We start from the raw sequence: 19907 nt of genomic DNA, 5'->3' as shown, positions 1-19907 counted from the left end.
CCTCGCCGTCGGCGTCGACCGAAGGGCCGAAGCCCCCGCGCCCGCGACGTCGCGGTAATGGGCTCGCCGCCGACCGACCGCCTGCTCGCCGCGCTCGACGCCGACGACGAGGCCGACGCGCTCGCCGCCCTCGAACGGTGCCGCGACGCGGACGTCGACGCGCGGAAGGCGACCCTTCGCGCCCTCCGCGAGCGCGCCGAGGACCGCCCTGACGCCCTCGCACCCCTCTTCCCCGACCTCACCGCCTTCCTCACCGACGACGACCGCGCCGTCCGACTGACCGCCGCGAAACTGTTCGCGTCGCTCGCCGCCGCCGACCCCGGGTGCGTTCGGCCGGTCGTCCCCGCGCTCGCCGAGCGACTCGCCGACCACGCCGAGTTCCGCTACGTCCGCGCGCGGAGCGCCGAGGCCATCGGCCGCGTCGCCGTCGCGTACCCGACCGACGCCGCGACGCCGGACGTCGTCGCCGACCTCCTCCTCGGACTCGACGACACCGACGACGCCGACGTCGCGGCCCGCCTCGCGCTCGCCGCCGAGTGCGTCGCGCGCGGCGACCCCTCGCGCCTCCGACACCACGCCGAGCGACTCGCCGGCCACCTCGACGGGCGCGCGGACCTGGTTCGCTATCACCTCTGCACGGCGCTCGTCGCCATCGGCACGGCGCACCCCGACGCGCTCGCCGACGTGCGCGACGCGCTCGTCGCGGCGCTCGCCGACGATGTCCCGTGGGTCCGCGCCCGCGCCGCTGAAGCGCTCGGCCTCCTCCCCCGCGCGGCCGTCGACGCGGACATCGACGGTGGTTCTTCAGACGCCCTCGACGCCGCGCTCGCCGACGACCCGCCCGTCGCGGCCCGCGCCCGGTTCGCGCTCGGCGACGCCGACGCGGGCGACGCGGACGACGTCGGGACCGTCGCCGGCCTCGACCGGACGACCGCCGACGCCGTGGCGGCGATCACGGAACCCGACGGCGAGTGCCCGAACTGCGGGCTCGCGCTCCCCGAGGCCGGCCCGCCGATGTGCCCGCGCTGCGGCGCGCCGTACTGAGCGGGTCGGCGACTGACCGGCGTCCCGGCCGCCGATACCGAAGCGGTTATACAGGATTAGGCTAGCCTAAAACCATGCCGAGTGACGAACCGACGCGGCGCGACTACCTGACGTACGGCGGGCTGGCGCTCGGTAGCGGCCTGCTCGCCGGCTGTGCGGGAACGGGGGGAGAGGAGACGACCACGTCCTCGACGGAGACGACGTCGACGTCCACGACCACGAGTGAGGACACGTCGTACACCGTGACGATGTCGCCGATGGGCGAGGTCGAGTTCGACGCCGTCCCGACACGCGTCCTCGCCGGGCAGCCGAACACGGTCGACATGGCCGTCGCCGCGGGGAAGGCCGACGCGCTCGACGCCGCGTTCTACCCGCAGTACAACGGCACGGTGCTCGACCACTTCTACGCCCACCTCGACGGCGTCTCCCTCGACGCCGACTCGCTCACCGACTCCTGGAACATGGGTCTGGAAGGGTACTACGAGCTCGACAGCGACGTCCACCTCGTCGACCCCGCCTACGCCTCGACGCTCCAGCACCTCGACGCGAACGACGTGGCGGACGTCCGCACGGACATCGGCCCGTGGTTCGGCAACTACTACAGCGGCTCGCACTCCGAGCCGCCCGAGCAGTGGGCGGACGGCTACGAGTACTACACGCTCTGGCAGGTCTTCGAGCGGGTCGCACGAGTCTTCGACGCCAGGGAGAACTACCGAGCGCTGAAGGCCGAGCACGACGCGATCCGCGAGACCATCGAGGCGGACCTCCCGTCCGAGGACGAGCGGCCCACGGTGTCGCTCGTCTTCCCCGGGCAGGACGGGACGCTCTGGGTCTACCACCTCAACGCCCCCGGGTTCCTCTGCGCGCACACGCGCCCGCTCGCCGCCGACGACGCGTTCGGCGACGCCGACTGGGCCGGGTCGACGACGCAGGTCGACTACGAAGCGATGCTCGACCGCGACCCCGACGTCCTCCTCGTCCTCTTCACGATGGCGTCGAGTTACAGCATCGCCGACGTTCGCAGCGCCCTCGAAGACGACCCCGTCGCGAGCGAGATCGCCGCCGTGCGAAACGACCGCGTCTACGCACAGGGCGTCCGCTACCAGGGCCCCATCGCGAACCTCTTCCAGTTGGAGATGACGGCGAAACAGCTCTACCCCGACGCCTTCGGCGCGTGGCCCGGGTACACGGACGGAGCGGACTACCCCGAGATACCCGAGGACGAGCGTCTCTTCGACCGCGGCGCCGTCGCCGACGCCATCGCGGGGGGGAACTGATATGCGCGACGACACGCCTCTCGCCGAGCCGACGCGGCGCGACTACCTGACCTACGGCGGCGCGCTCGTCGGCGGCGGCCTCCTCGCCGGCTGTACCAGCGGCGATATCGGCGAGACGACCACGTCCTCGACGGAGACGACGTCGACATCGACGACCACGACCGAGGACGAGTCGTACACCGTGACGATGTCGCCGATGGGCGAGGTCGAGTTCGACGCCGTCCCCGAGACGATTTTCACGCGACTGACGCACCTCGCGGGGATGGCGTTCGCGCTCGGACGCGGCGACGACGTGAACGCGCTGCACGCGCCCGACTACTACGACGCGCTCTGGAACCAGTTCACGCCGCGCCTCCCCGGCGTCGACCTCGACTGGTCGGGGCGCTACTCCTCGTGGGAGCCCTCGAAGGAGAAGCTCTACGCACTCGACAGCGACGTCCACCTCGCCGACCCGGCGAGCGTGTTCGCGCTCGACGACTGGAGCACGGCCGACCTCGACGAGATCGCACAGAACCTCGGGCCGTGGTTCGGGAACACGTTCAGCAGCGCGCACAAACGACCGCCGAGCGAGTGGCCGGGCGACTACGAGTACTACACGCTCTGGGAGCAGTTCGAGAAGGTCGCGCGGGTCTTCCGGGACCACGAGCGCTACGAGGCGCTCGCCGCGATTCACGACGACGTGCTCGCCCGTATCGAGGCGGACCTTCCCGCCGAGGCCGACCGGCCGACCGTCGCCATGGGCGGCTTCAGCGACCCCTCGGCCCCGTACGTCTACAACGTCGACACGCCGGGGTTCCTCACCGCGCACGTCCGGCCCTTCGAGCCCCGCGACGCCTTCGACGACGGCGTCACCTCGGCGTCGCGGATCGACACGGAGACCCTCCTCGAGGCCGACCCGGACGTCATCCTCGTCTTCGGGGGACTCCACCCCACCTACGACATGGCGGACATCCGCGCGGCGCTCGAAGACGACCCGGTCGCAAGCGAGGTGAGCGCCGTGCAGAACGGCCGCATCTACGCGCAGGGCGCGCGCTACCAGGGGCCCATCCTCAACCTCTTCCAGTTGGAGATGACGGCGAAACAGCTCTACCCCGACGCCTTCGGGACGTGGCCCGACTACGTCGAGGGCCCGTATCCCGAGCTCCCCGCGGACGAGCAGTTCTTCGACCGCCAGCGCGTCGCGGACGTCATCCGTGGGGAGTTCTGAGATGGGGGACGACGAGACTCGACACGGCACGCCGCGACACGACGCGACGCCACGCGACGCGGCGCGGGGCGACACGACGCGGCGCGACTACCTAGCCTACGGCGGGGCGACTCTCGCCGCCGGTCTCCTCGCCGGCTGTTCGAGCGCGAGCGACGGGACGGCGGAGACGACCACGAGCGCGACGAGCACGGACGAATCGGAGCCGACGTCCTCCTCGACGTACGAGGCGACGCTCGCGCCCGCCGGCACTCTGGAGTTCGACGCGCCGCCGGAGCGCGTGATGGTGTACAACCTCCTCTACGCGGACATGGCGGTCGCGTACGGCTACGGCGACGCCGTGAACTCCCTCGGCTTCAGCACGGAGGTCGCGGGCGCGCTCGACGCCTTCTACGCCCGGCTCGACGGCGTCTCCTTCGACGCGAGCGACCTCGTCCAGCTCAACGCCGGCGGCGGGGGGCTCACCGTCGACGAGGAGTTGTTCTACGAACTCGACAGCGACCTCCACCTCGTCGACCCGGCGCTCGTCGTCTCCTTCGACGGCTGGAGCGTCGCCGACGTCGAGGACATCCGCGACGATGTCGCGCCCTTCTTCGGGAACAACTACAGCCGCAACAACACCCAACCGCCCGAACCCTACCGCGACGCCTACGAGTACTACACGCTCTGGGAAATCGCGGAGCGAGTCGGGACCGTCTTCCGGGCGGACGACCGCTACGTAGCGCTCGAATCTGTCCGCGACGACCTCCTCACGCGCATCGAGGCGAACCTCCCGCCCGAGGACGAACGCCCGACGGTCGGCTCCGTCCTCTACATGGGCGAGACGTTCTACCCCGCGACGATCAACACCGCCGGCTTCGCGAACGCCCACACGCGCCCGATGGCGGCCCCCGACGCCTTCGCGGGGGGCGACGTCTCGTACGACTCCGCCTACGACTTCGAGACGATGCTCGAAATCGACCCCGACGTCGTCCTGCACCGCTACGGCTACTCCTACTACGACGTCGCCGCGATCCGCGAGGAGATCGCGGACCACCCCGTCGGCGGTCAGCTCTCCGCGATTCGGAACGACCGGTTCTACGCGGGCGGCAACCCCCTCCAGGGGCCGCTGATGAACCTCTTCCAGGTGGAGATGACGGCGAAACAGCTCTACCCCGACACCTTCGGCGCGTGGCCGGGCTACGACGGCGGCCCGTACCCCGAGATTCCCGAGAGCGAACGGCTCTTCGACCGCGAGCGCGTCGCCGCTATCGTCACCGGCGACGGGGGTGTCTGAGCCGTGGCGACCGACCTAGAGCGTGACGCCGCGGCGTCGGCCGATACCGACGCCGTACCCGACTACGACGTCGCCGTCGTCGGCGGCGGCCCCGCCGGCTGTGCCGCCGCCGTCTTCACCGCGCGCTACGGCCTCGACACGCTCGTCTTCGACCGCGGGAACGCCTCGCTCGCCCGCTGTGCGTACCTCGAAAACTACCTCGGCTTCCCCGCCGGCATCGACGTAGAAACCTTCTACGAGTTGATGCACGACCACCTCGCCGTCGCGGGGGCCGAGCGCCGCGACGAACTCGTCGAGTCCGTCGAGCGCCGCGACGCGGGCCTCGCCGTCGAGACCGCCGACGGGACGACCGTCACGGCGCGGCGCGTCGTCGCGGCGACGCGCTACGACGCCGACTACCTCCGCGGCCTCGACGACGAGGACGCGCTCTTCGAGACTCACGAACACGACGGGGAGACGCACCAGTACTTCGACCGGGACTACCCCGACGAGGACGGCCGCACGCCGGTCGACGGCGTCTACGTCGCCTCGCCGACGAGCACGGCCGACGCGCAGGCCATCATGGCCGCCGGACAGGGCGCGCGCACCGCCCGTGCGCTCCTCGCGGACGTCCGGCGCGAGCGCGGTCTCCCGGACGCCGTCGCCGACCACTACGACTGGGTGCGTCGCGCGGCCTCGCGCAGCGAGGAGTGGGCGACCCGCGAACGCTGGCGCGAGTGGTTCGCCGAGCGCGCCCCCGACGACCTCGACTTCGACGACGAACGCGTCGTCGAGCTCCGCGAACGCGAGATCGACCGTCGCCTCGACGCCTACCGTGAGGCGGGCGAAATCGAGGCAGCGGCGGAACGCGGGCAGAAACGACTCCTCGAACACGTCGACGACGAGTACGTCCTCGAGGCCGCCCGGGAGATCGAGGCGGCGCGCGACGACGGGGGTGACTGACCGTGGCGGGGGCGTCGCACGACGGCGAGCGAATCGGGCTCCTCCGGCGCGTCGCCGCCGACTACAGCGCGCTGGCCACGCTCTGTCTCGCCAGCACGCTCGCCGTCGTCGTCGGTGGTCTCGTGCAGGTGAGCTTCGGGTCGTACACGATGACGCTCGTGCAGGCGTGGCAGGCCGTGTTCAACCCGCACGTGCTCTTCAGCCTCGACGCGTGGTCGGCGTTCGTCTTCGGCTCGTCGGTCCCCGAGATGACTCGCGAGAGCCTCATCGTCTGGAACATCCGCCTCCCGCGGGTGTTCGTCGCGGCGCTCGTCGGGATGAACCTCGCGGTCTCCGGGGCGATCTTCCAGGCCGTCACGCGCAACGAGCTCGCCAGCCCGTACATCCTCGGCGTCTCGTCGGGCGCGGGGCTGACGATTCTGCTCGTCCTCGTGGCCTTCTCCGGCGTCACGATTGCGGTCCCGTACGTCTTCGGGACGCTCGTGCTCGGTATCTCCTCGCTCCTCCCGGTCATCGCCGCGCTCGGGGGCATCGTCGCCTTCCTCATCGTCTACGCCATCGCGTGGAAGAACGGCACGAGCCCCGTCAGGCTCGTCCTCGCCGGCGTCATCGTCGGCACCGTCTTCGGCTCCCTCCAGACCGGCGTCTTCTTCTTCGCGGACGACCTCGGCGTCGTCCAGTCCGCGATCTCGTGGACGACCGGGTCGCTCACCGGGACGGACTGGGCGCAGGTGCGCATGGTCCTCCCGTGGACGATACTCTCGATGGCGCTCGCGCTGCTCAGCGCCCGCCAGCTCAACGTCCTCCTGCTCGGCGAGGAGACGGCGCGCTCGCTCGGGATGGACGTCGAGAAAATCCGCTTCGCGCTCTCCGGCGTCGCGGTGCTGGCCGCGGCCGCGAGCATCGCCGCCGCCGGCATCGTCGGCTTCGTCGGCCTCATCGTCCCACACATGGTGCGCAACATCGTCGGTAGCGACTACCGGAAGCTCGTCGTCGGCTGTCTGTTCGCCGGCCCCGCGCTGATGGTCGTCGCCGACGTCGGCGCGCGCCTCGCGCTCAGCCCGACGCAGATTCCCGTCGGCATCGTCACCGGTATCGTCGGCGGCCCCTACTTTCTCTACCTCATGCGCAAGCAACGGGACATGGGGGCCATCTGACGACGTCGGCCGCCGCGCCATCGAGGTGTGGCCCCCACGACTCCTGCCGTCACATCCCGGCTCCTGTCGTCGCACCCCGACCCCGCGCCGGCCCTGTCGCCCCACGCTGACCCGCGACCGCACACCGATTTAACAACTTAGAGCTATCTCGATAACAATATATACCACTCGGACCCCGAATCGTAGCAGCTACATTAACAAGTGCGCTCCCCCTAGCGCCGCGTATGAACGCCGCCGACACCGACGACGGGCCCGAGGGCGACCCCGAAGGCCGCGACGCCGACACCGCGGGGGACGACGGGTCCGCCGCCGACTCCGGGGGTGAGACGGTGACGCTCCGGCTCGCCGTCCCCGACATGGACTGCGCGTCGTGCGCGGGGAAGGTCGAGAACGGCATCGAGCGCGTCCCCGGCGTACTCGACTACGAGACGCACCCGACGACCGGCCGCGTCACGGTCACCTACGACGCCGACGCGAGCGACGAGTCCGCGGTCGTCTCCGCCATCGAGGGCGCGGGCTACGCCGTCGAGCGGGTCGAACGCGACGGCGAGACCGGTGACGACTACGCCGGAAGTGACGGACACGCGGAGAGCGACGACAACGGGGAGGGCGACGGCCACGGTCACTCGCACGGCGATGGCGGCGACGTCTGGACGAGCACGCGCGCGAAGAAGACCGGCGTCAGCGCCCTCTTCCTCGCGGCCGGCCTCCTCGTCGAGCACCTCCTCGTCGGCCTGAACGCGCCGGTCGCCGCGGTCCTCGGCGAACCGCTCCACGTCGCGGACGGCCTCTTCCTCCTCGCCGTCGCGGTCGGCGGGCAGGCAATCGTCCGCAACGGCTACTACTCCGCGACGAACCGCTCGCTCGACATCGACTTCCTGATGACCGTCGCCATCTTCGGCGCGATAGCCGCGAGCGTCGCGTTCGGCCGCTCGCTCTACTTCGAGGCCGCGACCCTCGCCGTGCTGTTCAGCGTCGCCGAACTCTTAGAGCGGGCGTCGATGGACCGCGCGCGGAACTCGCTGCGCGAACTGATGGACCTCTCGCCGGACGAGGCGACGGTGAAGCGCGACGGCGGGACGGAGACGGTCCCCGTCGAGGACGTGGCCGTGGGCGACGTCGTCGTCGTCCGGCCGGGCGAGAAGATACCCCGCGACGGCCGCGTCGTCGACGGCGCGAGCGCGGTCAATCAGGCCCCGATAACGGGCGAGAGCGTCCCCGTCGACAAGACCGTGGACGACGAGGTGTACGCGGGCACCATCAACGAGGAGGGCTACCTCGAAATCTCGGTGACGTCCGCCGCGGGCGAGGACACGCTCTCGCGCGTCGTCACCATGATCGAGGACGCCCAGTCGAAGCGGACGGAGCGCGAGCAGTTCGTCGAGCGCTTCGCCGCGTACTACACGCCCGCGGTCGTCGCCTTCGCCGCCCTCGTCGTCGTCGGCAGCCCGTTCGTCCTCGGCGCGACGTGGTCGACGGCGGTGCTCCACGGCCTCACGCTCCTCGTGCTCGCCTGCCCCTGTGCGTTCGTCATCTCGACGCCCGTCTCCGTCGTCTCCGGGTTGACGAGCGCCGCGAAGAACGGCGTGCTCGTCAAGGGCGGCACCCACCTAGAAGCCGTCGGCGATGTCGAGGCCGTCGCCTTCGACAAGACGGGGACGCTCACGAAGGGCGAACTCTCCGTCACCGACGTCGTCCCGCTCAACGGTAACACGGAGGCGGACGTCCTCCGCTGCGCGCGCGGTTTGGAGGCGCGCAGCGAACACCCCATCGGCGACGCCATCGTCGAGCGGGCCGCGGCCGAGACCGCCGACCTCCCCGAGCGCGAGGTCGACGACTTCGAGAGCCTCACGGGCAAGGGCGTCCGCGCGGACCTCGACGGGACGACGCACTACGCGGGCAAGCCCGGCCTCTTCTCCGACCTCGGTTTCGACCTCTCGCACGTCCACGCGACGACCGACGGCGGGGTCGTGACGCGGACGAGCCGCGACCTCTGCGAGCGAAACGACTGCCTCGACCTGCTCTCCGAGACCGTCCCGGCGCTCCAATCCGAGGGGAAAACCGTCGTCCTCGTCGGCACCGAGGACGAACTCGAAGGCGTCGTCGCGGTCGCCGACGAGGTGCGCCCCGAGGCGTCGCGGGCCATCGAACGCCTGCGCGCGCTCGGCGTCGAACACACCGTGATGCTCACGGGCGACAACGAGCGCACCGCGCGCGCCATCGCCGAGCAGGTCGGCCTCGACGACTACCGCGCCGGACTCCTCCCCGACGAGAAGGTCGCGGCCGTCGCGGACCTCGTCGAGTCCTCCGAGGGCGGCGCGGCGATGGTCGGCGACGGCATCAACGACGCGCCCGCGATGGCGAGCGCGACCGTCGGCGTCGCCATGGGCGCGGCGGGTACGGACACGGCGCTCGAAACCGCCGACGTCGCGCTGATGGGCGACGACCTCTCGAAGCTCCCCTACCTCTACGAGCTCGCGGGGGAGACCAACGGCGTCATCCGGCAGAACATCGGCGTGAGCCTCCTCGTGAAGGCCGCGCTCGCGCTCGCCGTCCCGTTCGGGCTCGTCCCGATTTGGCTGGCCGTCCTCGCCGGCGACGCGGGCATGACCGTCGGCGTCACGGCGAACGCCATGCGACTCTCCGGCGTCGCGTCCGACGCCGACGACTGACCGCGCTCGCCCACCCCTCGACGCCGCCGCCGTGTCGGCAACCCTAAGGATTAGACCTATCTAAAACCGACCCGACAGATGGCGCTCGCCCCCTCCCGACACTTCCCCTCCCGACTCCTCCACTCTCCACCCTCTCCCGTCCACTCTCAGCTCCTCCACTTCCAACACCTCTACTCCCGACCCCCCGATTCCCGACTCCCCCTCCCGTTCTCTCCCGTCCGCTCCCCGTCTCCCGTCCGCCCCACCAGCCTCCCGGGGGTGGCCGCGTAACGTGGCACTCCCGTTCGACGCCGGCGGTGTCGGCGGCCTCGTCCAGCAGTACGAGGAGCTCGGGCCGTTCGTCGCGTCGTTCGTCACGAACTTCCTCGCCACCTTCGGCGACAAGGGCCAGCTCGCCGTCATCACGCTGGCGACCATCTACGACGCCAAACGCGTGTTCGCCGGCGCGGTCACCGCGTTCGCGCTCTGGAACGTCGTCGAGGTATCCGTCGGGGCCGCGGTGCTCGGCGCGCTCCCCGCCGGCCTCACCCCGGTCCTCACCGGCTCGCTGTTCGTCCTCGTCGGCCTCTGGACGTGCTACCAGGCGTACACGCTCTACGCGACCACCGACGGGCGCGTCGAGGGTGCCGACCTCTTCGAGGGTATCTTCCCCGACGGCGTCTACGAGCGCGTCCGGGGTTCCAGCGCGTTCGTCGTCGCCTTCGTCGCCATCGCCATCGCGGAGGTCGGCGACAAGACGCAGCTCCTCACTATCAACCTCGGCGCGACCTTTCCGAACGCGCCGCTCGCGGTCGTCGCCGGCGCGTGGCTCGGCCTCGCCGTCCGCACCGGTATCGACGCGTTCATCGGGCAGGCCGCGGAGCGCGTCCTCCCGATGGCCTTCGTCCAGGCCGCCGGGGCCGCGGTCTTCGTCGCCGTCGGCCTCTTCCAGTGGGGCCTCCTCACCGGCCCGACCGTCGTCGGCGTCGCCGTCGCCGCCGTCGCGTTCGCCGTCGGCGGCGCGATATACCGCCGCGTCACCGACCCGGAATCGCTCTGACGCTCGTTCAGCGCGCTCCCCTCGCCCGTCCCTTCGCTCGCCCGTCCCTTCGCTCGCCCGTCCCTTCGCTCGCCCGTCCCTTCGCTCGACCGGCCTCCCTGTTACTCCGGCTCGTCGAGCGTCGCCCGCTCGGCGATTAGCCGCGCGGCCAGTCCGGCCCAGTCGCCCCGTCGGACCCCGACACCCACGACGACGGCCCGCCCCGCCCACGAGAGGACGAGGCCGACGCAGACCCCGACGATACCGAGACCGAGCGTGACCGCGAGGACGTAGGAGGAACCGAGCAGGAAGCCGTACGCACCCACGAGACCAGCGTAGAACGGCGTTCGCGTGTCGCCCGCACCCTTCAGCGCCCCGGCGAGCGGGAAGTAGACGCCGATGGGGACCATGGCGACGGCGAACGCCCGGGTGAACGCGACCGCGTCGCCGGCCGTCGCGGCGTCGTCCGTGAACAGCCCGACGAGCGGGTCCGCGCCGACGAACAGCGCCGCGCCCGCCGCGCCGAGTATCAGGAGACCGAGCGCGCAGACCGCGCCGGCGACGGTCCGCGCCTCCCCTTCGTCCCCCGCCCCGAGCGCCTGCCCGACGCGGATGCTCGATACCGTCCGAAGCGCCCGGAAGAGCGGCGCGGCGAGCTGCTGGGAGAGCCGGTTGGCGATGTGGTAGGCCGCGGTCGCCTCCGTCCCGAACAGGAGGAGGAGCGCGTTGAACGGGAAGTTCGCGAGCTCGGTGCTCATCCCGCCCGCGACGTCCGGGGCGCTCACCGCGAGGAGCTGTCGCGTCACGACGAACTCCCGGGGCCACGCGAGCGAGGCCTCCGTGTTCGGACTCCGGAGCGCACCGACGAGCAGGGCGGCCTCCACCACGCGACTCGCCGCCGTCGCCGCCCCGACACCCACGATTCCGAGGCGCGGCGCGGGCCCGATACCGAGCCCGAGCGCGACCGAGAGCAGGACGTTGAGCCCCGTCGCCGTCCCGTTCGCGAGCATCGGGGTGCGGGTGTCCCCGACCCCCTGGAGGGCGCGCGCACCGACGAACCCCGTGATGCGGAACGGCGCGGCCGCCAGCACGATGGCCAGGTACTGCCCGCCGAGCAACACGACCGCGTGCTCGGCGCCGAGAACGCCGATGAGGGCCTCGCTTCCGAGCACGCCCACGGCGGTGAGCGGCAGGCCGGCGAGCGCGCCGACGAGCAGGGCCTGCGCGATGGCGCGGTCACGCGTCGCCGTCGCCCCCCGCCCGGTCTCCTGGCTGGCGACGGCGATGGCCCCGCTCCCGAGCCCCATGCCGACCCGGAGCGGGACGCGCGCGTAGAGGTCCGCGAGCCCGATCGCCGCCACCGCCGCCGGCGAGAAGAAGCCCGTAATCAGGACGTCGACGGTCCGCATCAGCGTGTTCAGCGTCTGCTGGAGCGCGATGGGCCAACCCAGCGAGACGCTCTCCCGCCAGACGGACCGAACGCGGGCCGACACGACGGTCATCGGGCGACGCTTTCGGTGGGAGCGGCAAATAGGTTCCCTCGGCGGCGCGGCCCCCACCACGTGCGTATCGTCGCATGCGGTGTATCGACTTTCGTTACCGACGTCGGCAGGTGAATTTATACGCGCCGAGTCGCCACGTGCCCGTATGGACCGCCGGCACTTCCTCGTCGCCGCGACGGCGCTGCTCGGCGGCTGCGCGGGCGGCGACGGTCCGACTCGTACGCCTTCGTCCCGACGCACCACCACGGACGCCTTCCCGGACTTCGAGCCGGTGCCGGGGAGCGACTGGGAGCGCGACGACGACCCGCCCGCGTGGGAGCGGGCAGCCGACCGACGCATCGAGCGCCACCGCCGCGGCGACGTGACCGTCTCGGTCGTCCGGGACGGCGACCCGGTCCCCGACGCGGACGTCCGCCTCCGCCTCCGACGTCACGCCTACGACTTCTCGACGGCGTACAACGTCGCGCGCCACTGGTCGAGCGACCCCGGCGACCCCTATCGGCGCTGGCTCCCCCGCCTGTTCAACGAGGCGGTCTTCGAGAACGCCTACAAGTGGCGACAGTGGACGGAGCCGGACGGCCACGAGCGGACGCACGGCGTCGTCACCTTCCTGCGCTCGAACGACGTCACCGTCGCCGGCGCGCCCGTCGTCTGGCAGAACCACGAGAAGAACGTCCTCCCGGACGAGGTCTGGGACGCCTACGAGGCCGGCGACACCGAGCGCCTCCGCACGCTCGTCGACGACCACGTCCGCTCGCTGATCGGCCACAACGCGGGCGACCACGGCGTCGAGGACTGGGTGCTGTTGAACGAACAACTCGGCTTCCACGACTTCACGGACCTGCTATCCGATGCCCCGCCGACGCGTTCGCCGCCGCTGCGCCGCTGGTTCGCCATCGCGCGCGAGGCCGCCCCCGACGCGACGTTCGCCGTCAACGACTACGACATCCTCACGCTCGACCGCCCCGACCACCGCGACCGGTACGCCGACCTCGTCACGTACCTCCTCGGCGGCGAGGCTCCGCCCGACGAGGTCGCCTTCCAGTCCCACGTCACGACGCCCGACGGCGGCGTCGGCCCCGCGGAGCAGTACGCGCGCCTCGAACGCTTCGCCGGCCTCGGCGACATCGACCTCGTCGTCTCCGAGTTCGACACCCCGGGAATCGCGGACGAGCGGGCGGCCGGCGACTACCTCTATCACACCCTCAAGACCGTCTACAGCCACCCCGCGAGCGTGGGCTTTCGGCTCTGGGGCTACTGGGACGACCAGCACTGGAAGGGCGACGCGCCGCTCTTTCGCGCCGACTGGTCGAAGAAACCCGGCTACCACGCCTACACCGACCTCGTCTTCGACCAGTGGTTCACGGACGCCCGCGGGACGACAGACGCGAACGGGGAGTTCTCGACGACCGCCGACCTCGGCCGCTACGACCTCCGCGTCGCCGCCGACGGCGACGCCGTCCGCGACGTCCGCCCCGTCACCGACCCCGACGGCGAGACGCGCCTCCGCGTCGAACTCTGAGCCGGCTCGTCGGCTCTTCCCCCGCTCCGCGCCGCGCGTCGGCGCGCCCCTCGCTCGCTCGCCCCGCACCGCTCCGGCGCCTCCCCCGTTCCGTGCCGCTCCGGGTCTTCCGTTTCTCTCTTTTCCCGCTCTTTTCCGCCGTTACGATTCCTCGTCCTCCGCGTCACCCCCGAACGCGCCGTCGCGTGCGAGCGCGCCGGGGACGTTCTGCTTCACGGAGCTGAGCGTCCCCTCCACGCGCGTCGCGCCCCGCTCTATCGCGGGCACGTCGTTCGTCTCGCCGTACGCTCTGAGCGCCGCCGCCGCCTCGTCGAGGTCGGCGACGAGCGCCCGCAACTCGTCCAGGTCGTAGTCGTCGCGCTCTTTAGACATGGTTCTCGCGTCGGTCGTCGAGTCGGTCGGCCTTCAGCTCGGGTCGGTCGAGCGACTCGTACGCCACGACGTCGACCCGACAGGTGATGCTCGTCGTCTGTTTGAGTCGCTTCCGGAGCTCGTCGCCCGCCTCCGAGGCGGGGACGCCCGTCTCCGGGTTCTCCTCGGCGACGACGGTCACGACGTCGAGGTCCGGTTTCTCCTCGTGACCGTCGATGATGACCTCGTACTCGTCGGAGACGCCGTCGTAGGAGCGCACGACGTCCTCGATGGCGGTCGGCGCGAGCAGGACGCCGTTGACCTTCGTGAGGTCGTCGAGGCGGCCGAGGACGCCGCCCTCGGCGAACCGGAACGTCCGCCCGCAGTCGCAGACGGCCGCGCTCTCGCGCAGGCCGATCTCGTCGCGCAGCTCGAAGCGGATGTACGGCTGGGCGGTGCGGTTCAGCGGCGTGATGACGATTTCGCCCGTCTCGCCCGGCTCCACGGGCTCGCCGTCCTCGTCGAGCACCTCGATGAGGAACTGGCCCTCGTTGAGGTGGAGCCCGACGCTCTCGCCGTCGCAGGAGAACCCCCACGCGCCCGCCTCCGTCGCGCCCGCGTGGTCGTAGACGTCCGCACCCCACGCCTCCTCGATGCGCGCCTTCGTCCCCGGGACGCTCGCGCCGGGCTCGCCCGCGCAGACGACCGTGTCCACCGCGAAATCCGTCGGCTCGAAGCCCTCCTCGCGGGCGACCTCCGCGAGCCGCAGCGCGTACGTCGGCGTGCTGGCGAACGCCGTCACGTCCACCTCACGCATCTTGCGCACGCGCTGCGCCGAGGAGAGGTTCCCGCCCGGCACGACCTCGGCACCGATGCGCTCGCAGGCGTAGTGCGCCGCCCAGAAGGCGACGAAGACGTTGTACGAGAAGGGGAAGAACACCCGGTCGTCGGGGCGGATGCCCTGCGCCCAGAGCACCGTCGCCCAGCAGTCGCCCCACCACTCCCAGTCGCCCCATGAGTCGGCCTGCCGGACGGGCTCGCCCGTCGTCCCCGACGTCTGGTGGTACTCCGTCACCTCCTCGGGCGACGCCGCCAACAGGTCGCCGTACGGGAAGGGCTCGCCGCCCTGCGCCTCGCGCAACTCGCCCTTCTTCGTCGTCGGTACCTCCCGGACGTCCTCGTACGTCCGGATGTCGTCCGGGTCGATGCCCGCCGCATCGAGCTTCCGCCGGTAGAACGGCGAGTGCTCGTAGGCGTGACGGACCTGCTCGCGGAACCGGTCCACCTGCAACGAGCGCAGTTCCGCGCGGTCCATCGTCTCCAACATCGGGTTCCACATCCGACTCATCGAACCCACCCCGCCGTGACCGTGTCTCGTCCCATCGCTGTCCGCACAGAGACCACCACGAACAATAATGTTTGTGACTGTTCGCCAATACTGCGCGAACGAATTACGGCCGACGGGAAAAGCCGCCCTAGAAGTTACGCGGTGCGGACTGCGGTCGCCAGCATCTCGACCGGCGTCGGCGGCCGCTCGGCGTCCGCCTCGCGGTCACCGAGCTGCGTGCGACAGGACGCGCCGGGCGCGACGACGCGGTCGCCGTCGCTCTCCTCGACCTGCTCGAAGAGGACCTCGCCGATGGCGTCGCTCATCGAGGTGTGCTCGGCCTCGTAGCCGAACGAGCCCGCCATCCCGCAACAGCCCGAGTCGAGCGGGTCCACCTCGTAGCCCGCGCGCCGGAGCGCGCCGACCGCGTGGTGGTCCTTCTTCACGGCCTTCTGGTGGCAGTGGCCGTGGTAGGTCAGCGTCTCCGCGGGGTCGCGCGTGTCGAGCTCCGCGACGAGCCGGTGGGTGTCGAGGTACTCCATCACGTCGTAGGTGTTCTCCGCGACGGCCTCGACGCGCTCGCCCGAGAGCAGGTCCAGGTAGTCGTGTTGGACCATCACGGCGTCCGAGGGCTCGACGAGCACGACGTCCCAGCCGTCCTCGACCCGCGGGTGGAGTTCCGCGACGTTCTCCGACGCCGTCGCGCGCGACTTGTCGAGGAAGCCCTTCGAGTGGGCGGGCCGGCCGCTGTCCGTCCGCTCCGCGAGGTCGACGTGGACGCCCGCCGCCTCCAGCACCTCGACGGTCGCCTTCCCCACCTCGGGGTGGCTGTAGTTCGTGTAGGTGTCGACGAAGAAGACGACGCGACGCTCGGCCTCGTCCTCGGGGACGCGCGAGCCCCCGCGCGCCTCGAACCAGTCGTGGAGCGTCTGCGCGCGGAAGGACGGCAGCGTGCGCTCCGCGGTGATTCCGAGCGTCCGTTCGAGGAGCGCGCGCGACCCCGGGAGCTTCGCCGCGAGGTTCGAGAGCGGCGCGAACGCCGAGCCGAGCTTCGAGAGCGCATCGACGTTCGCGAAGACCCTATCGCGGAGGCTCGCGCCCTCTCGCTGGTGGTACTCGTGGGTGACCTCGGCCTTCATCTTCGCCATGTCGACCTCGCTCGGGCAGTCGTTCGAACAGCCCTTACAGCCGATACAGAGGTCCATCACCTCGTGCATGAACTCGACGTCGAACTGCTCGTCGGGGAGGTCGCCGCTCATCGCCTGACGCAGGAGGTTCGCGCGCCCGCGCGTCGCCTGTATCTCCTCGTCGCTCGCGCGGTACGTCGGGCACATCACGCCCCCGCCCGTGTCCTGGTCGGTGCGACAGCCGCCACAGCCGTGACAGAGCTCGACCATCCCCTCGAAGCCGTTGTCGTTCTCCCACGCGAGCTCGGGCTCGAAGCCGGCCTCGAACTCGTAGTCGGGGTCGTAGCGGAGGTCCTCGGTCATCGAGACGCGCCGCGCGCGCTCCGGCACGCCCTCGGGCAGGGTCTCGTCCGGGTCGTAACCGCAGACCTGCCCGGGATTGAGGAGCCAGTTCGGGTCGTACGCCGTCTTCAGCTCGCGGAACGTCTCCCAGAGCTCGCGCCCGTAGAGCTTCTCGTTCCACTGGGTGCGCGCGCGGCCGTCGCCGTGCTCGCCGGAGACCGACCCGCCGAGTTCGACGACGAGGTCCGTCACCTCGTCCGCGATGCTCTCGTAGGCCGCGAGCCCCTCCTCCGTCTTCGTCGTGACGAGCGGCCGGATGTGCAGAACGCCCGGGCCCGCGTGGCCGTAGAACGCCCCGAAGGTGTCGTGGTCCGCGAGGATGTCCCGAAAGCCCTGCACGTACTCCGGGAGCACCTCCGCCGGCACCGCGCAATCCTCGATGAAGGAGAGGTGCTTCTCGTCCGTCGTCCGCGAGAGCAGGATCGGGTTGCCGGCCTTCCGGAGTTTCCAGACGCGCCCGCGCTCCTCCTCGCCGTGGGCCTCGATGGCGTCCATCGCCGACGTCCCGACGCGGTCGGCGACGAGCGCGTCCACCTTCCCGCGGCCGTCGTCGTCGCTCTCCGCGTAGAACTCCACGAGGAGCGCCGCGCGCGTCCCCTCCGGGAGCATCTCGACGACGTCGCGGAACTCCGAGGTGTCGCCCGCGAGGTCGATCAGCGTGTCGTCGATGAACTCCACGGCCGCCGGGTCGTGTTCGAGCACCTCGGTGACGTCCTCGACCGCCGCCGTCAGCTCGTCGTACGTGAGGAGCGCGACCGCTTTCGTCTCCGGGACGGGTTCGAGCGAGACGGTCGCCTCCGTGATGACCGCGAGCGTCCCCTCGCTCCCCGCGAGCAGGCGCGCGAGGTTGACGGTCGCGTCGTCGGGGAGCGTCGCGCCGTCGGCGTCCGTCTCCGCGTCCGCTTCAGCGTCCGTCTCCGCGTCCACGCCCTCCGCCGTCGCGCCGTCCCGCTCCCCGTACGCCTCCGCGACGAGCATGTCGAAGTTGTAACCCGAGACGTTGCGCTTCAGCTCGGGGTAGCGCGCGTCGATCTCGTCGCGCTCGTCTTCGAGGACGTCGAGCACCGTCGCGTGGATTCGCGACTCGATGTCGCCCTCGGCGTCCGCGCTCTCGCGGAGCTCGCCGACGGACACCTCGGCGAAACGCGTCACGCTCCCGTCCGCGAGGACGGCCTCGACCTCCTCGACGTACGCGTCCGTCTTGCCGTACTTCAGCGAGTGCGACCCCGTCGAGTTGTTCCCGATTGCGCCGCCGATGACGCTCCGGTCGCCCGCCGCGGGGTCGGGCGCGAACTTCAGGTCGTAGACGGAGAGCCCCTCGTTCAGTCGCGCGAGCGTGATGCCGGGCTGGACGCGCACCGTCCGGGCCTCGGGGTCGGCGTCCGCCGCGCCGTCCATGTGCCGCGTGAAGTCGAGGACGACCGCCTCGTTCACGGTCTGGCCCGCGAGGCTCGTCCCGCCGCCCCGCGGGAGCACCGGGACGTCCTCCGTCGCGCAGTACTCCACCACCGCCGCGACGTCCGCCGTGTTCCGCGGGAAGACGACGCCGATGGGCGTCACCTCGTACGCGCTCGCGTCCGTCGCGTACAGCTCGCGCGAGTACGAGTCGAAGCGTACCTCGCCGTCGGCGAGTCGGTCGAGCGCGTCCAACAGGTCGGGCCGCTCGACGTCCTCGCCCGCGTAGTCGTAGTTCGCGTCCGATGCCGTCGCCGGGTCCGGCGGCGTCGCGTCCGTCTGTCGCGTCGTCATGTCGTTATCGTGAGAGTGGTCGCTAGCGTTATCAAAGTGCACCGTCGGGAGACGGGAGCCGGCGCGGCGGGCCGCCCGCCTCGCTGTTCAGTACTGGCCGATGGAGACCGGCGGGCTCCCGTGCGGGCCGTATGGGGCGTCGTCGAGCCACTCGCCCGCGGGTTCGTAGTAGTCCGCCGCCGCCGCCGCGAGGCGCTTTTTCGCCTTCGTCACGGGGCTCTCCCCCTGCAGGTATTCGAGTGCCTGGGCGGCCGCGTCCTTGTTCCACTCGCCGGCGCGCTGGCGGCGCTCCGCGCACTTCCTGACCTCCGCGCGCGCGACCGCGTCGACGTCGGCGGCGAGCGCGCCCGCGATGGCCGACGCGACCGCGTCCGCGTCCGCGATCCCCGAGTTCATCCCGCGCGCGCCGAACGGCGCGAAGAGGTGGGCGGCCTCGCCCGCGAGCAGCACGCGCTCGTGCTCGTCCGTGTACGTGTCCGCGTTCACCTGCTTGAACTGGTAGGCGGACACCCACTCGACGCGGTCGCGGTAGCGCTCGCCGAGCGCGCGCGCCGTGTACTCGGAGATGACCGCGTCGCTCGTGATGTGGTCGGGGTCGTCGTCGGGCTTACACTGGATGTCGACGCGCCACCCGCCCTGGAACGGGACGATGAGGAGGTTGCGACCGCCGAGCTCGGGCGTGTCGTAGTGGAAGACGCGCTCGGTCGGGCGCGGGTCGTCCGGGACCTCCTCGATGTCCGCGATGATGAAGTAGTTCTCCGATTGGTCGCCCGCGAAGTCCGCGCCGATCTCCGTGCGGACGGTCGAACCCGCACCGTCCGCGCCGACGACGTACGACGCTTCGCGCGTCTCGCCGTCGCCCGTGCCGACCGTCACGCCGTCCGGGCGCGTCTCGACGGTCTCGACCGGCGTGTTCCAGTGGATGTCGATGCCGACGTCGTCGAGCGTGTCGAGCAGGATGTCCTCCGTCCACACCTGCGGGAGGCTGCTGAACGGCGGGAGCCCCTCGCCGGCGTCGAGCGGGTCGTCGTACGTCCGCGAGAACACCTCCTCCCCGCGGAACAGCGTTCGCCGGGTCGGCCACACCATCCCCCGCTCGGCGAGGTCGGAGCCGAGACCCGGGTGGAGGGTGTCCAGCGTCCGCAGCGTCGCGCCGTGGACGAAGATGGCACGACTTCCCGGGCGGTCGCGGTCCTCGGGGTCGGCCTCGTACAACTCGACGGGGGTACCGCGCGCCTGCAGGCCGAGCGCCGTGACCATCCCGGTCGGCCCCGCGCCCGCGACGATGACTGGGTCTTCGCTCATCTATCCCGATAGATAATCTTCGACCCACTTGG

At 71.2% G+C, this 19907-nt stretch carries 14 protein-coding genes; 9 read left to right on the top strand and 5 right to left on the bottom strand.

Features of this window, described 5'->3' with window-relative positions; all coding sequences use genetic code 11:
- Window positions 1–57: 57 nt before the first annotated feature.
- The 8 genes from IEX84_RS04795 (at window position 58) to IEX84_RS04760 (ending at window position 10611) form a co-directional block, all read left to right on the top strand.
- Complete coding sequence (locus IEX84_RS04795) at window positions 58–1044, top strand: serine/threonine-protein kinase (RefSeq protein ID WP_188870383.1); 987 nt, start codon at window positions 58–60, stop codon at window positions 1042–1044.
- A 74-nt stretch (window positions 1045–1118) separates the two neighbouring features.
- Entirely contained in the window at window positions 1119–2321 is a 1203-nt protein-coding gene (locus IEX84_RS04790) for an ABC transporter substrate-binding protein (RefSeq protein WP_188870381.1), read from the top strand.
- A 1-nt stretch (window position 2322) separates the two neighbouring features.
- Window positions 2323–3528 carry an ABC transporter substrate-binding protein gene (locus tag IEX84_RS04785; protein ID WP_188870379.1) on the top strand — a complete coding sequence of 402 codons (1206 nt, stop codon included), beginning with the start codon at window positions 2323–2325 and terminating at the stop codon, window positions 3526–3528.
- A gap of 1 nt (window position 3529) precedes the next feature.
- A complete protein-coding gene (locus IEX84_RS04780) occupies window positions 3530–4801 on the top strand; it encodes an ABC transporter substrate-binding protein (RefSeq protein ID WP_209590326.1) in 1272 nt (423 codons plus the stop codon).
- A 3-nt stretch (window positions 4802–4804) separates the two neighbouring features.
- Window positions 4805–5743, top strand: coding sequence for an FAD-dependent oxidoreductase (locus IEX84_RS04775; RefSeq protein WP_188870377.1), 939 nt, complete (start codon window positions 4805–4807; stop codon window positions 5741–5743).
- 32 nt (window positions 5744–5775) lie between these two features.
- Window positions 5776–6900, top strand: coding sequence for a FecCD family ABC transporter permease (locus IEX84_RS04770; RefSeq protein ID WP_407647590.1), 1125 nt, complete (start codon window positions 5776–5778; stop codon window positions 6898–6900).
- A 224-nt stretch (window positions 6901–7124) separates the two neighbouring features.
- A complete protein-coding gene (locus tag IEX84_RS04765; RefSeq protein ID WP_188870372.1) occupies window positions 7125–9572 on the top strand; it encodes a heavy metal translocating P-type ATPase in 2448 nt (815 codons plus the stop codon).
- A 271-nt stretch (window positions 9573–9843) separates the two neighbouring features.
- Window positions 9844–10611, top strand: a complete 768-nt coding sequence (locus IEX84_RS04760) for a TMEM165/GDT1 family protein (protein WP_188870370.1) — start codon at window positions 9844–9846, stop codon at window positions 10609–10611.
- Between the two features lie 101 nt (window positions 10612–10712).
- Here IEX84_RS04760 and IEX84_RS04755 read toward each other — a convergent pair whose 3' ends face one another.
- Window positions 10713–12092, bottom strand: a complete 1380-nt coding sequence (locus tag IEX84_RS04755) for an MATE family efflux transporter (protein ID WP_188870367.1) — start codon at window positions 12090–12092, stop codon at window positions 10713–10715.
- A gap of 145 nt (window positions 12093–12237) precedes the next feature.
- Here IEX84_RS04755 and IEX84_RS04750 point away from each other — a divergent pair, with 145 nt between their 5' ends.
- On the top strand, window positions 12238–13614 hold the full coding sequence (locus IEX84_RS04750; protein ID WP_188870365.1) for an endo-1,4-beta-xylanase: 1377 nt from the start codon (window positions 12238–12240) through the stop codon (window positions 13612–13614).
- 141 nt (window positions 13615–13755) lie between these two features.
- On the opposite strand, the gene IEX84_RS04745 is transcribed toward IEX84_RS04750, so the two are convergent.
- The 4 genes from IEX84_RS04745 to IEX84_RS04730 form a co-directional block, all read right to left on the bottom strand.
- Complete coding sequence (locus IEX84_RS04745) at window positions 13756–13986, bottom strand: hypothetical protein (protein WP_188870363.1); 231 nt, start codon at window positions 13984–13986, stop codon at window positions 13756–13758.
- Window positions 13979–15313, bottom strand: coding sequence for a phenylacetate--CoA ligase family protein (locus IEX84_RS04740; RefSeq protein ID WP_229732307.1), 1335 nt, complete (start codon window positions 15311–15313; stop codon window positions 13979–13981). The genes IEX84_RS04745 and IEX84_RS04740 overlap by 8 nt, the downstream gene beginning before the upstream one ends.
- Window positions 15314–15447: 134 nt before the next feature.
- A complete protein-coding gene (locus IEX84_RS04735; protein ID WP_188870361.1) occupies window positions 15448–18570 on the bottom strand; it encodes an FAD-binding and (Fe-S)-binding domain-containing protein in 3123 nt (1040 codons plus the stop codon).
- An 87-nt stretch (window positions 18571–18657) separates the two neighbouring features.
- Window positions 18658–19875 (bottom strand): FAD-dependent monooxygenase, encoded by a 1218-nt coding sequence (locus tag IEX84_RS04730; protein ID WP_188870359.1) that lies wholly within the window; start codon window positions 19873–19875, stop codon window positions 18658–18660.
- Window positions 19876–19907: the final 32 nt, after the last annotated feature.

The organism is Halarchaeum rubridurum (assembly GCF_014647115.1).
GTDB lineage: Archaea > Halobacteriota > Halobacteria > Halobacteriales > Halobacteriaceae > Halarchaeum > Halarchaeum rubridurum.
This window is presented reverse-complemented; position numbering and strand designations above follow the sequence as displayed.

Bases quoted from the DNA above. Each gene is read 5' to 3' on its own strand.
- IEX84_RS04750 (WP_188870365.1), top strand. From the start codon at position 12,238: ATGGACCGCCGGCACTTCCTCGTCGCCGCGACGGCGCTGCTCGGCGGC.
- IEX84_RS04755 (WP_188870367.1), bottom strand. From the start codon at position 12,092: ATGACCGTCGTGTCGGCCCGCGTTCGGTCCGTCTGGCGGGAGAGCGTC.
- IEX84_RS04795 (WP_188870383.1), top strand. From the start codon at position 58: ATGGGCTCGCCGCCGACCGACCGCCTGCTCGCCGCGCTCGACGCCGAC.
- IEX84_RS04745 (WP_188870363.1), bottom strand. From the start codon at position 13,986: ATGTCTAAAGAGCGCGACGACTACGACCTGGACGAGTTGCGGGCGCTC.
- IEX84_RS04780 (WP_209590326.1), top strand. From the start codon at position 3,530: ATGGGGGACGACGAGACTCGACACGGCACGCCGCGACACGACGCGACG.
- IEX84_RS04765 (WP_188870372.1), top strand. From the start codon at position 7,125: ATGAACGCCGCCGACACCGACGACGGGCCCGAGGGCGACCCCGAAGGC.
- IEX84_RS04740 (WP_229732307.1), bottom strand. From the start codon at position 15,313: ATGAGTCGGATGTGGAACCCGATGTTGGAGACGATGGACCGCGCGGAA.
- IEX84_RS04730 (WP_188870359.1), bottom strand. From the start codon at position 19,875: ATGAGCGAAGACCCAGTCATCGTCGCGGGCGCGGGGCCGACCGGGATG.
- IEX84_RS04790 (WP_188870381.1), top strand. From the start codon at position 1,119: ATGCCGAGTGACGAACCGACGCGGCGCGACTACCTGACGTACGGCGGG.
- IEX84_RS04785 (WP_188870379.1), top strand. From the start codon at position 2,323: ATGCGCGACGACACGCCTCTCGCCGAGCCGACGCGGCGCGACTACCTG.
- IEX84_RS04735 (WP_188870361.1), bottom strand. From the start codon at position 18,570: ATGACGACGCGACAGACGGACGCGACGCCGCCGGACCCGGCGACGGCA.